This window comes from Micromonospora narathiwatensis (assembly GCF_900089605.1).
GTDB lineage: Bacteria > Actinomycetota > Actinomycetes > Mycobacteriales > Micromonosporaceae > Micromonospora > Micromonospora narathiwatensis.
Map to the genome: position 1 here is coordinate 48,308 of NZ_LT594324.1, position 13,080 is coordinate 61,387.

The following is a 13,080-nucleotide window of genomic DNA, read 5'->3' on the forward strand; positions in this document are numbered from 1 at the left end:
ACTGCTGGCCAGGACATCCGCTCAAGGGAGGCAATCGTGAGACATCCGCGCGGCTTCATCGTCGGTCTCGTACTCGCCGGCGTGCTCGGCCTCAGCGACCTGGCCACCGGGTTCTTCGGAGTGGGCGGGGAGGGCCAGCCGCCGGTCGCCGCCGCCGTGGTGATCACCCTGCTCGGCGCGATCACCCTCGCCGGCGGCTGGTTCGCCTGGCGCGGACGGCGGGGCGGCCTGGTCTCGGTGATCGTCACCCGGATCCTGTCCGGCCTCGCCGTGCTGCCGGCGTTCGGCGACGACAGCATCTCCACCGCGAACGAGGTGCTCATCGGCGCCGGTCTCGTGGTCACCGTCGCCGCCCTGATCCTGATCTGGCCGGGCCTCCGGCGTCCGGCGGTGGCCACGTCATGACCGCCACCCTCGACCGTGAGGCCACGCTCGCCCAGACCGACGCACCGCGCCGGGTCGGCACCGCCCTCACGATGGTGCTCGCCCCCTGGGGATTCGTGGTCGCCAACGCCTGTTACGCCTGGGCCACCCGCAACGGCGGCAGCGACCAGACCGGCGCGGACAGCCTCGCCCTCGCCGCCGCGCATCCGGGGCCGCTGCGGGCGTCGACCATCGCGGCCATGCTCGGCTGCCTGCTCATCATCCCGGCGACGCTCGGCGCCATCGGGTTCACCCGGCAGCGGGCGAACCGGCTCGGCCTCATCGGCGGATCCCTCATGATCGGCGGGTACGTGGCGTACTTCGGCGTCGCGATGAAGGGCCTCGTCGACCTGGCCATGGCCCAGCGCGGCGGCCCCACCGGCGACTACGCCGCGGTGCTGGACGCCGCGAGCGAGTCCGCCATCCCGTTCCTGCTGCTCTTCGTGATCGGGAACATCCTCGGCACCCTGCTGCTCGGCATCGCCCTGCTGCGCGCCCGGACCGCGCCGACCTTGGCCGCGGTCGCGATCTGCTGCTGGCCGGTGCTGCACGTGACCGGCCTGATCGCTGGCACCGAGTGGTTCGAGGTCACCGGCGCCACGCTCCAGGCCGTCGGCTTCGCCGTCCTGGCGCTCCGGCTGGCCCGCACCAGCTGACCGCTGGCCGGCATCCCGAGCACGGGGTGCCGGCCAGCGGCGAGGGTGGCGCGACCCGGTGGTGTTGAATGTAGACAGTCGTGCTGCCGGAGGTGGGTCGTGACCGAACTCTCGCTGCTGATCGAGCCGCCGGCGGCGCTGCCCGCCGACCGGGTCGACGGGCTGGCCGCCGGCCTCGCCGACGACCTGCGGGCGGTACGCGGGCTGCGGGTCGCGCACGCCCAGGCGCCGGCCGTCGGGCCCGGCAAGTCGGCGCAGGCGTGGGAGCTCGGCATGCTCGTCGTCGGCGGCGTCTTCTCGGCCAGCACCATGCGGGCCCTGGCCCAGATCGTCGTGGCGTACGCCGACCGGGTGAAGGCCCGGTCGATCCGGGTCCGCAACGGCGACCGGGAGGTCGTGGTCACCGGCGACACAAGGATCGATCCGGCCGTGCTGGACCGGTTGACGCAGCTTCTCGGCGCACCGTCCGACCCGGCGCTACCCGGTTCGTCGTCGGACGGCGGGAGCACCAGCGCCGGGAGCTGACAGTGGGACAGCGACGCGCGCTCCTGATCGCCAACGACCGCTACATCGACGAGTCCCTGGCGGACCTGTACGCGCCCCGGGAGGAGGCGCGTGACCTGCTCAGCCTGCTGGCGGACGCCGACGTCGGCGCGTTCGACCAGACCGTGCTGCTGGAGAACGAGTCCAAGAGTTCGATCGAGCGGGCGATCGAGTCGATGCTGCGGGCGGCCGGCCCGGAGGATCTAGTCCTGCTCTACTTCTCCGGCCACGGCGTCCGCAGCAGCAAGCGGGGGCGGCTGCACCTGGCGGTGGCCAACACCGAACTCGACCACCTCTCGTCGACCGCGATCTCGGCGTCGTTCGTCCGGGAACTCCTCGACGAGTCGGACGCGGCCAGCTCGGTGATCCTGCTCGACTGCTGTTACAGCGGCGCGTTCGAGGGCCACGGCCTGAAGACGACGGACGACCTGGCGATCGACGGCGAGCTGAAGACCGGGTACGGCCGGTACGTCATCACCGCCACCAACTCGGTGGAACGGGCCGACGACGGGCGGCCGGCCTCCGGCACCGGGCCGCGCCTGCGGTCGGCGTTCACCGAGACGATCATCCAGGGTCTGAGCACCGGCGCGGCGGACATCACCGGCCAGGGCCGGATCACCCCGGACGACCTGTGGCGGTACGTCCACCTCGAACTGCCCAAGCGGTCGGCGCAGACGCCGTGCCAGTTCGGCAGCGCCAGCGATGAGATACACATCGCCCTGTCCCGCGACGGCCACCACCGGCAGCGCCGCCGGCGGGACCACCGCGAGCTGCGCCTCGGTGACCTGCTCGGGCCGCTCGAACCGGCCGACGACGTCAAGCTCTGCGCGACCGACTGGCGGCGGCGCGGGCTGCTCAAGGTGCCCGTCGGGCAGGCGCAACGGATCGACCAGCCGGCCGGCGAGCCGGTCTGGCTCGACCTGGCCTCCGCAGACGGGCACCTGCTGGTGGTCGGTCGGGCGGGCACCGGCAAGACCAGCCTGCTGCGCACCATCATCGGTGGCCTCGCGTTGACCCACTCGGCCGACGAGGTGGCGTTCAACTGCCTCGAGTCGGGCGGGAACTGGCTCGGGCCGATGCGGCGCCTGCCGCACGTACGGGCCGTCGTCGGTGACGACGAGGTGGGCGACGTCGGCGAACTGCTCGACCGGCTGGAGCAGGACGTCCTCGACCGCAAGCAGCTGTTCCGCCGCTACAACCTGGAGTCGCCCACCAGCCTGCGGGCCCGACGCGCCACCCTCGACGCCGGGCCGTGGCCCGACGTGTTCCTGGTCGTCGACCGCTGGCACGACTTCACCACACTGCTGCCGGACTTCGCCACCCGGGTCGTCGACCTGGCCAACAAGGGCCTCGGCTACGGGGTCCACGTGGCCGTCGTCGAGCGGAGCTGGCGGAGCATCCCGGAGGACCTGCGGGAGCTGCCCCAGATCCGGATCGAGACCCGGCTGTCACAGCCGCAGGAGTCGCTGGTCAGCCCGGACCAGGCGACGCGGCTGCCGGTCAACATGCCGGGCTGGGCCATCCACGGCCGGCGTACGTTCCGCATCGCCCTGCCCGACCTGACGCCCGCCGACCGCGACGTCGAGCTGGACGCCGAGACCGGGACGGCGGACGGCGGCGGAACGCTGGTGTCGGTGATCGCCGAGGCGTGGGGCGCGGCCGGCGAACGGTCGAGCCTGCCGTCGCCCGTCGTCGCGCAGACGGACGAGGCGCTCTTCGTCCTCGGCGTACCGGATCGGGCGGCACTCTGGCGGTTCGAGGGGCGGCACACCCCGCTCGGCCCGGACCACCTGCGGGTGCCGCTGGGTTTCGACGAGCGGGGCCAGCCGGTGCTGCTCGACCTGAAGGAGCCGGCCCGGGACGGCATGGGCCCGCACGGCCTGCTGGTCGGGGCGCCCGGGTCCGGCAAGAGCGAGCTGCTGCGTACCCTCGTGGCCGCGCTGGTGGCGCGGCACTCCTCGGCGGAGCTGAACCTCGTCCTCGTCGATTTCAAGGGCGGGGCGGCCCTCGCGCCGTTCGCCGCGCTGCCGCACGTGAGCGCGGTGATCACCAACCTCGCCGAGGAAGTCACGCTGATCGACCGGCTGGCGGACGCGTTGACCAGCGAACTGCTCCGCCGGCAGGAACTGCTGAGCCGCTCCGGCAACCACGCCAACCGGTGGGACTACGCGCACGCGCGGGCGGCCGACGCCGACCTGCCGCCCCTGCCTACCCTGCTGGTCGTCTGCGACGGGTTCTCCGAGCTGCTCGCCGCGCGGCCCGAGTTCATCGACGTCCTCGTGCAGGCGGCCCGGGTGGGCCGCACCCTCGGCGTGCACCTGCTGCTGGCCAGCCAGCGGCTGGAGGGGCGGCTGCGCGGGCTGGAGAACCACCTGTCGTACCGGATCGGGCTGCGCACCTTCTCGGCCGCGGAGAGCCGGGCGGTGCTCGGGGTGCCCGACGCGTACGCGCTGCCCGCCGCCCCTGGGCACGGTTACCTGAAGGCGGGGGTGGCGATGACCCAGTTCCGTGCCGGGTACGTCTCCGGCCCGGCCGACGACGCCGAGGTCGACGTACCTCCGGAGCTGGCCGGATGCAGCACGCTCGACGTCCTGGTGGCGCGGCTGCACGGCCGGGGCGCTCCCGCCCACCAGATCTGGCTGCCGCCACTGGGCGAACCGCCCACGCTCGACGAACTCCTGCCGCCGTTGCTGGCCGACCCGGCCCGGGGCCTCACCGCCGGCCCGCCGCAGGCCGCGCTGGCCGTGCCGATCGGCCTGGTCGACGTGCCCCGTGAACAGCGCCGGGAGCCGCTGGTCCTGGAACTCGGGGGCAGCGCCGGGAACGTCGGTGTGGTCGGCGCGCCGCTGTCCGGCAAGAGCAGCACCGTGCGGACCCTGGTGGCGTCGCTGGCGTTGACTCACACCCCGCGCGAGGTGCAGTTCTTCTGCCTCGACCTCGGCGGCGTCGCGCTGCGGGGCCTGGATCGGCTGCCGCATGTCTGTGGGGTCGCCGGGCGGCGCGACGCCGAGGCGGTCCGGCGGTCCGTCGCCGAGGTGGCCGCGCTGCTCGACGAGCGGGAGCGGCGCTTCACCCAGCACGGCGTGGGCTCGATGGCCGACTACCGGGCGCTGCGCGACTCCGGCAAGGTCCCCGACGACCCGTACGGGGACATCTTTCTCGTGGTGGACGGCTGGGGCACCCTGCGCCAGGAGTACGAGGAACTGGAGGAGACGGTCACCGACATCGCCCAGCGTGGGCTCGCGTTCGGCGTGCACGTCGTGCTCACCGCGGTGCGTTGGGTCGAGTTCCGGTCCAGCCTGCGGGACCTGCTCGGCGCCAAGCTGGAGTTGCGGCTCGGTGACCCGACGGAATCGGAGTTCGACCGGCGGGCGGCGGCGAGCGTACCCCGGTCCGCGCCGGGTCGGGGGCTGGCACCCGGCCGACTGCACTTCCTGACCGCCCTGGCCCGCATCGACGGCCGTAACGGCGTGGAGGATCTGACGGCGGCGGCCGTCGCGCTGGCGGAACGGGTCGCGGCGGCGTGGCCGGGCGACCCGGCCCCACCGGTACGGCTGCTGCCGCGCCAGCTCTCGGCCGCCGAGCTGGACGCGGTGCGTGACCCGACGGCGACCGGGCTGCCGATCGGGTTGGGCGAGGCGGACCTGGCCCCGGTCCACCTCGACTTCGACCGGGAATCGCATCTGATCGTCTTCGGTGACGCCGAGTGCGGGAAGTCCAACCTGTTGCGGTTGATCGCCCGGCAGATCGTCGGCCGGTACTCACCGGAGCAGGCCCGGCTGATGGTCGCGGACTACCGCCGCAGCCTGCTCCACGCCGTCGAGGGGGAGCACCTGCTGCACTACGCCGCCGCGCGGCCGGCCTTCGTCGAGGGGCTGGAGCAGGTCCGGCAGGCGATGGAGCGGCGGCTGCCCGGGCCGGACGTCTCGTACGACCAGTTCCGGGAGCGTTCCTGGTGGCAGGGGCCGGAGCTGTATCTCCTGGTGGACGACTACGACCTGGTCGCCACCGGTGGGACCAACCCGCTGAGCGTGCTGCACGAGTTGCTGCCGCACGCGCGGGACATCGGCCTGCACCTGGTCGTCGCCCGTCGGGTCGGTGGGGCCGCGCGGGCGCTCTACGAGCCGGTGCTGCAACGTCTGCGCGAGCTGGACTCGCCGGGTCTGCTGATGTCGGGCAGCCGGGAGGAGGGGCCGCTGCTGGGTGGGCTGCGACCGCAGCCGATGCCGGCGGGACGCGGCACGCTGGTTCGTCGCCGGGACGGCAACCGGGTGGTCCAGACCGCCTGGTCGCCGCCGGAGCCGTGACGACGGGGCATCGATGACTTACCCATCGTGATCAGTGTCTATGCGGTGTGCTTATTGACCCTTTTTGTGGTTGCAGTTTGTGACCGCTCTTTACATGGATGTATCTCCATCTCTAATGTCTGCCGCACCACGTCGGTGATATCACGGGGGTCGCTGGTGGTTGATGGGCCTTTGCCTGCGCGCACGCAGGTCGTTTCAGTTGGGCCGCGCTTCGCGGCCGTACACGCGGTCACGGATTGCGAGGGCGGTGGCGCCTTCACCGCCGGCACCGAGGAAGCCGACGGCAGTCGCGCGTCTGCTTCGGCCGCCGGCGGACGCCCTTTCGCCTGGGCCCCGCACCGCCGCTCGACGCGTTCCCCCTCTTTCGCGGCCTCATGAGCACCGGAGGGCTCAGCGGAGCGTGCGCCGATCGGTTCCGCCGTCCGCGTCCCGCCGCCAGCGACATCGGGCGGCCATCACGTGTCGGCGGACGACTGCCCGCCTGACGGGCAGCGTCTTTCTCCTCGTCGACCGGCCCTCCCGAGCCGGTCGCGCTGGCCGCAGTGCCGCCTGAAGACCCATCGGAGGTAACTGGTGACACCCCCCTTGCCCCTTCTCCAGCGCAGACGTCCACCTCGACTCACCTGGCGACTGCTCGTCGCCGGCCTGACGGCGGCAGCCCTCGGTGCCACCACGGCGCAGGTGCCCGCCGCCGCCCAGCCGGTGGCCGAGAAGTTCTCACCGCCGCGCGCCGCTCCGGTCAAGCAGGTGCCGGTGAAGACCGTCCAGGCGAATCCGACGGCAAACCCGAAGCGGACGGTGCCTGCCGCTTCGTCCCCGGCTCCGGTCTGGCCGGCCGCCAGCACGGCGACCGTCGACCTGGCCGCGGGCGGCGGCAGTCCACGGCGCGCCGGCACCCTGCCGGTAAGAGTCGGCCAGCCCGCCCAGGCGGATCGCCGGGGAGTCGCCGGGCCGCAGCGGGTGCGGGTGGAGGTTCTGGACCGTGCGACGACCGCGCAGGCAGGGGTGCGCGGTGTCCTGCTGCGGTTCGGGCGGGCGGACGGCCTGACGGCGGCCGCCCCGGCCAGCGTCACGGTCGACTACCGGTCGTTCGCCGGGGCCTTCGGGGCAGACTGGGCGAGCCGGCTGCGGCTGGTTTCGCTGCCCGAGTGCGCCCTGACCAGCCCGGCGGCCGAGGGTTGCGCCGGGACGCCGTTGCCGTCCAGGAACAACCCGGCGGAGCAGACGGTGTCGGCGACCGTCACCGCAACGTCCACCGGCGGCCTGGTCGCGGTGTCGGCCGCCACCTCGGGGCCGGCCGGAGACTACGCGGCCACCTCGCTTCAGCCGTCCTCCACCTGGACGGCAGGGGGCAACTCGGGTGCCTTCACCTGGTCGTACCCGTTGCGGGTCCCGCCAGCGCAGGCCGGGCCGGCGCCCCAGATCGCCTTGAGCTACTCGTCCCAGGCGGTCGACGGTCGGCACGCCGCGTCCAACAACCAGCCCTCCTGGGTCGGTGAGGGCTTCGACGCCTGGCCGGGCGGTTACATCGAACGGCGCTACCAGGTCTGCGCCGAGGACATGGACGGCTCGGCGAACAACGTTCTGAAGACCGGCGACCTGTGCTGGAAGACGGACAACGCGGTCCTGTCGATGAACGGGCGTTCCGGTGAGCTGATCTACAACGCCACCGAGGGCCGCTGGCACCTGCGCGACGACGACGGCTCCCGGATCGAGCGGAAGACCGGGGCCGCCAACGGAGACAACAACGGCGAGTACTGGGTGCTCACCACGACCGACGGTACGCAGTACTGGTTCGGCGCCCACCGCCTGCCCGGCTGGGCCACCGGCAACGCGGAGACAAATTCCACCTGGACCGTACCCGTTTTCGGTAACCACCCGGGCGAACCGTGTCACGCCGCCGCTTTCATCGACTCGAACTGTGCACAGGCGTGGCGGTGGAACCTGGACTACGTGGTCGACGTGCACGGCAACTCGTCCTCGTACTGGTACGTGAAGGAGTCCAACCGGTACGCCCGCAACCTGAACCCGACGGACGGCCCGAGCTACGACCGCGGCGGTTGGTTGAGCCGGATCGACTACGGGACCCGGCGGGTCAACGGGGTCGACTCGGTGCTGAGCACGTCGGCGCCCGCGCGCGTCGAGTTCGCCGTCGCCGACCGCTGCCTGAGCGGTTGCGCCACCCATGACGCGGCGCACTGGCCGGACACCCCCTGGGACGCCGCATGCGCCGGCACCCCCTGCACGCAGTCCTTCGTCCCGACCTTCTGGACGACGAAGCGACTCGCCACCGTGACCACGAAGGTGCGGTCCGGTAGCGGCTACGACGACGTCGAGCGCTGGACCCTGACGCACAGCTTCCCCGACCCGGGGGACGGTACGCGAGCCGGTCTCTGGCTGGACAAGATCTCCCACGTCGGCCTGGCCGGCGGGACGGTCACCCTGCCCGACATCGAGTTCACCCCCGTCCAGCTCGCCAATCGCGTCGACACCATCGACTTCGCGGCGGCGATGAACTGGATGCGGATCGCGAAGATCCGGAGCGAGTCGGGCAGCACGACGAGCATTACGTACTCCCAGCCGGACTGCGTCGCCGGCCAGACACCGACCCCGCACACGAACAGCCGGCGTTGTTATCCGGTGATCTGGACCCCGGAGGGCTACTCGAACCCGGTGACGGACTGGTTCCACAAGTACGTGGTCACGACGATCTACGAGAACGACAACACCGGTGGGGTGCCGCCGCAGGGCAGTCCGCGGGTGGTCTATTCGTACAGCTACTACGACGGTGCGGCGTGGCACTACAACGACGACGACGGGCTTATCGACAAGAAGCGCAAGACGTGGTCGGACTATCGCGGCTACGGGCGGGTCGGGGTCACGGTCGGTGATCCGGGTGAGCAGACGTACACGGAGACCACCTATTTCCGGGGGATGAACGGGGACCGGGCCACCCCGACGGGCGGTAGCAGGTCGGTCACGATCGACGGGATCGCCGACGAGGACTGGTACGCCGGGATGCCCAGGGAGACCAAGACCCTCAACGGTCCCGGCGGGCCGGTGGTGTCCCGGGAGACGAATGACCCCTGGCCGTCGCCCGCCACGGCGACGCGGACCATCAACGGTGACACGGTGACCTCGCGCTTCACGCGGGTGGCCACGGCCCGGCAATACACCGCGCGGGACGCCGGCCGCAGCGAGCGGGTCACCAGGACGACCACGAGTTACGACTCGTACGGCATGGCGGTCAGCGTCGACGACCTCGGGGAGGACGGGGTCGCCGGGGACGAAGAGTGCACGAAGACCGACTACTCACCGCGCAACGAGAGCGCGTGGCTGATGGACCGGCCACACCGGGTGCAGCGCTTCGCCGTGGCATGCTCCGCGACCGGCGGCACCCTCACCGAGGACGACATCATCGGTGAGTCGCGTACCTCGTACGACGGCAATGCCTGGAAGACCGCTCCGACGCGAGGGCTGGCCACCCGCAGCGAGGAGATGGCGGCCTGGAACGCCGGTGCGCCGACCTTCACCACGGTGGGGCAGGCCGACTACGACGCGCAGGGCCGGATCACCTCGTCCCGCGACGCGCTGAACTACGAGACGAAAACGGCGTACGTCCCGGCCAGCGGCGGTCCGGTGACGTCGATGACGATCACCAATCCGCTTCTGCACACCGCGACGACCACGCTCTCACCGGCCTGGGGTTCGGCGACCGCCACCGTCGACGTGAACGGCAAGCGGACCGACCTGGCCTACGACGGGCTGGGCCGGCTCACGTCGGTGTGGTTGCCGGGCCGGGTCAAGGGCACCGACACGGCCAACTTGACCTTCGCCTATCTGATCCGGAACAACGCGGCCAGCGTGGTGTCGACGTCGAAACTCAACCCGCAGGGTGGCTACACCACCTCGCACACCCTCTACGACGGCCTGCTGCGCGTCCGGCAGACCCAGGCGTCCTCACCGTCGGGCGGCCGGCTACTCACCGACGTCTTCTACGACTCCGCCGGCCGGCAGGTGAAGGTCTTCGACCCGTACCACACGAGCGGTAGCGCCGGCACCACCCTGGTGACGGCGACCGAGCGGGCCTTCGTGCCCACTCAGACCCGGACCGTCTACGACGGGGCGGGTCACCGCGTCGGTATTCCAGCCCTACGACGCCGAGCGCTGGCGGACCCGGACCTACTACGCCGGCGACCGGGTCGACGTCACCCCGCCCGCCGGCGGCACCGCCACCTCGACCGTCACGGACGCCCGGGGCCGCACCGTCGAGCTGCGCCAGTATCTCGGCACCGCGCCGACCCCGGGAACGGCGGGAAGCTGGGACGCCACCCGCTACTCCTTCAACCGCCGGGGACAGTTGGTCGGGGTCCGTGACGCGGCAGGCAACGACTGGAAGTACGGCTACGACATCCGGGGCCACCAGACCACGGTGGACGACCCCGACAAGGGCCTGACCACGTCTACCTACGACAACGCTGGGCGGATCGCCACGACGGTTGACGCTCGCGGCCGGAAACTCGCCTACCTGTACGACTCGCTGAACCGCAAGCGGGCGGTGTACGACGACCAGGTCGGCGGCACCATGCGGGCCCAATGGGTGTACGACACCCTGGCCAAGGGCCAGCTCACCCAGAGCACCCGGTTCGTCGGCGCCAGCTCCTACCAGGTACGGGTCACCGGGTACACCGACAACTACCAGCCGACCGGGACACAGGTCGTCATCCCTGCCTCCGAGACGGGCCTCGGCGGGACGTACGACTTCACCAGCACGTGGAACGCGGACGGTTCGCTGGCATCGAACAGCCTGCCGTCCACCAACGGGGACCTACCGGCCGAGACCCTGCTCTACGGCTACAACCAGCTCGGCCTGGCCACCACGCTGAGTACGATCTACGGGTCGATCAACACGCAGTACGTCGAGCGGACCGACTACAACGCTCTCGGCCAGGCCGACCAGTACGACCTGCACGGCCCGAGCGGCGGGCACGTGTGGCAGTCGTTCAGCCGTGAGCTGGAGACCGGGCGGCTGACCGGGATCCGGACCGACCGCGACTCGGTGGCCCCCAACACCCTCGCCGACGTCCGCTACACCTTCGACGACGCCGGCAACATCATCAAGTCCCAGGACGTCGCACCCGATCCGGTCGACGACACCCAGTGTTTCCAGTACGACCACCTCCGCCGGCTGACCCAGGCATGGACCCCTGCCTCCGGCGACTGCGCGGCCGCGCCGACAGCGGCCGGGCTGGGTGGCCCGGCGCCGTACTGGCACAGCTGGGGCATCGACAAGGTGGGCAACCGGACCACGGAGACGGTGCACACGACCGCCGGGGACTCGACGACCACCTACAACTACCCGCCGGCCGGGAGTGCGCGGCCGCACACCCTGACGTCGACCACGGGGGCCCGCACCGGCTCGTACACCTACGACGCCACCGGCAACACCCTCACCCGTCCCACCGCCTCCGGCGGCACGCAGACGCTGACCTGGGACGCGGAGGGCCGCCTCGACACGTCCACGGACGCCACGGGCGAGACGCGCTACATCTACGACGCGGACGGCAACCGGCTGATCCGGCGGGACCCCACCGGTCGCACGCTCTACCTGCCGGGCCAGGACATCCGCTACACGGCGAACAGCGGGGCCACCAGTTCCACCCGCTATTACGCCCACAACGGTCGGGTGATCGCCTCCCGTACGGCCGCCGAACTCACCTGGCTCGGGGGCGACCACCAGGGCACCATGCAGGTCGCCGTGAACGCCGCGACGCAGGCGTCGAGCATCCGCCGGCAGACGCCGTACGGCGGAGGCCGTGGCGCGAATCCGGGTTGGCCCAACGACCGGGGTTTCGTGGGCGGCGTCACGGACAACACCGGGCTGACCCACCTCGGAGCCCGCGAGTACGACCCGGCCATCGGGCGGTTCCTCTCCGTCGACCCGGTGATGGACGAGGGCGACCCCCAGCAGTGGCAGGCCTACTCGTACGCCAACAACACGCCGATCACCATGAGCGATCCGGACGGGCTCGCCCCGTGCGAGCCGGGTGAGGACTGCAGTGGCTACAAGCCGGGCTGCGAACGCTGCAACATCGACGAGAAGGCCAAGAACCCGTGCTGGCCGGCCAAGTCCTGCGACCCGCCGAAGAAGCCCGCCGACAACCACAAGGGCGGGGACGACTCGAAGGAGAAGCCGCCGCCGCCGAAGAAGAAGGAGGAGCCGAAGTTCCTGGCTCTGGCCGAGAACGTGGCGAAGGCGCTTGACTTCGCGAGCACGCTGCTAGGCCTCCTACCCGGCTTCATTTGCCAGCCGTGCGCCGTGCTCGGGATGATCGCCGGGACGCTCGCCGGTGTTATGTTCCTCATCGCCGGCAAGGTCGGTGAGGCGATCAAGGCATTTGGCGGGGCATTGCTCGGCATGGTGCTGGGCGAGGCGGGCAAGCTGCTGTCCAGCAAGATTCTGATCAAGAAGTTCGGTGGACAGTTCTTCGACGTCGCGTACTCGATCAGGAACAAGGTGCACCACTATCGATTCGTCCCGTCCGGCATCAGAGCGAAGATCGATGCCGCGATCGATACCATCACAGCGGGCATCGGGACGCTCTACAACGCACTTGTCCCAACGGGCAGTTGATCGATGCGAACCGAGGTGCGGGGAGGATCAGGGGTTGGCGGGCCTACGTGCTGGACGGCAGTTGAGGTTGGTCCTGGCTGTCGTCGTGGGCACCCTTCTGGTCGGCGGTGGGCTCCTGCTCGACGCCCGGCTGAGGGCCGCGATCGACGAGCGGGTGCGCGTCGGCGCCGAGACGACCGGCCGGGTGGTCCACGTGGAACGGTTCCAGATCAGTCGTTCCTTCGCGGCTACGAGGGTGACCGTGGACTACACGTTCGACGGCGTGCGGCACCGGGAGCGGTTCTCGAACGAACTCAACAAGCGTCGGTTCGAGATCGGGGAGGTGCTCTCGGTGCGGGTCGACCCCGTCGATCCGACCAGGGCCGCCACCCCTGACGGATACGCGACGGAAGACCTGCTCCTGCAGGCGCCGACCGTCCTGGAAGGCTCCGGCCTCATCGCCATCCTGATCTCGCTCGCACTGATCCGGACAGGGCCCACCCGGGCCCAGTGAGACGAGAGGGCAACTGCCGCCCCG

The 13,080-nt window shown here is 71.2% G+C and carries 7 protein-coding genes; all 7 read left to right on the forward strand.

Annotation, left to right across the window (positions count from 1 at the left end; translation table 11 throughout):
• Positions 1-36 precede the first annotated feature (36 nt).
• The 7 genes from GA0070621_RS29310 to GA0070621_RS00210 all read left to right on the forward strand — a co-directional run bounded on the left by GA0070621_RS29310 (position 37) and on the right by GA0070621_RS00210 (position 13,056).
• The gene (locus GA0070621_RS29310; protein ID WP_157739791.1) at positions 37-405 is read left to right on the forward strand and encodes a hypothetical protein; all 369 of its coding nucleotides are present in this window, start codon (positions 37-39) and stop codon (positions 403-405) included.
• Positions 402-1,079 carry a hypothetical protein gene (locus tag GA0070621_RS00195; protein WP_157739792.1) on the forward strand — a complete coding sequence of 226 codons (678 nt, stop codon included), beginning with the start codon at positions 402-404 and terminating at the stop codon, positions 1,077-1,079. The genes GA0070621_RS29310 and GA0070621_RS00195 overlap by 4 nt, the downstream gene beginning before the upstream one ends.
• Positions 1,080-1,178: 99 nt before the next feature.
• Positions 1,179-1,604, forward strand: coding sequence for an effector-associated constant component EACC1 (locus GA0070621_RS29720; protein ID WP_167666449.1), 426 nt, complete (start codon positions 1,179-1,181; stop codon positions 1,602-1,604).
• A gap of 2 nt (positions 1,605-1,606) precedes the next feature.
• The gene (gene eccCb, locus GA0070621_RS00200; protein ID WP_167666450.1) at positions 1,607-5,929 is read left to right on the forward strand and encodes a type VII secretion protein EccCb; all 4,323 of its coding nucleotides are present in this window, start codon (positions 1,607-1,609) and stop codon (positions 5,927-5,929) included.
• A 573-nt stretch (positions 5,930-6,502) separates the two neighbouring features.
• Positions 6,503-10,306, forward strand: a complete 3,804-nt coding sequence (locus tag GA0070621_RS30245; protein ID WP_167666451.1) for a hypothetical protein — start codon at positions 6,503-6,505, stop codon at positions 10,304-10,306.
• The gene (locus tag GA0070621_RS31155) at positions 10,290-12,563 is read left to right on the forward strand and encodes an RHS repeat domain-containing protein (protein ID WP_167666452.1); all 2,274 of its coding nucleotides are present in this window, start codon (positions 10,290-10,292) and stop codon (positions 12,561-12,563) included. The genes GA0070621_RS30245 and GA0070621_RS31155 overlap by 17 nt, the downstream gene beginning before the upstream one ends.
• An 85-nt stretch (positions 12,564-12,648) precedes the next feature.
• Positions 12,649-13,056 (forward strand): DUF3592 domain-containing protein, encoded by a 408-nt coding sequence (locus tag GA0070621_RS00210; protein WP_167666453.1) that lies wholly within the window; start codon positions 12,649-12,651, stop codon positions 13,054-13,056.
• Positions 13,057-13,080: the final 24 nt, after the last annotated feature.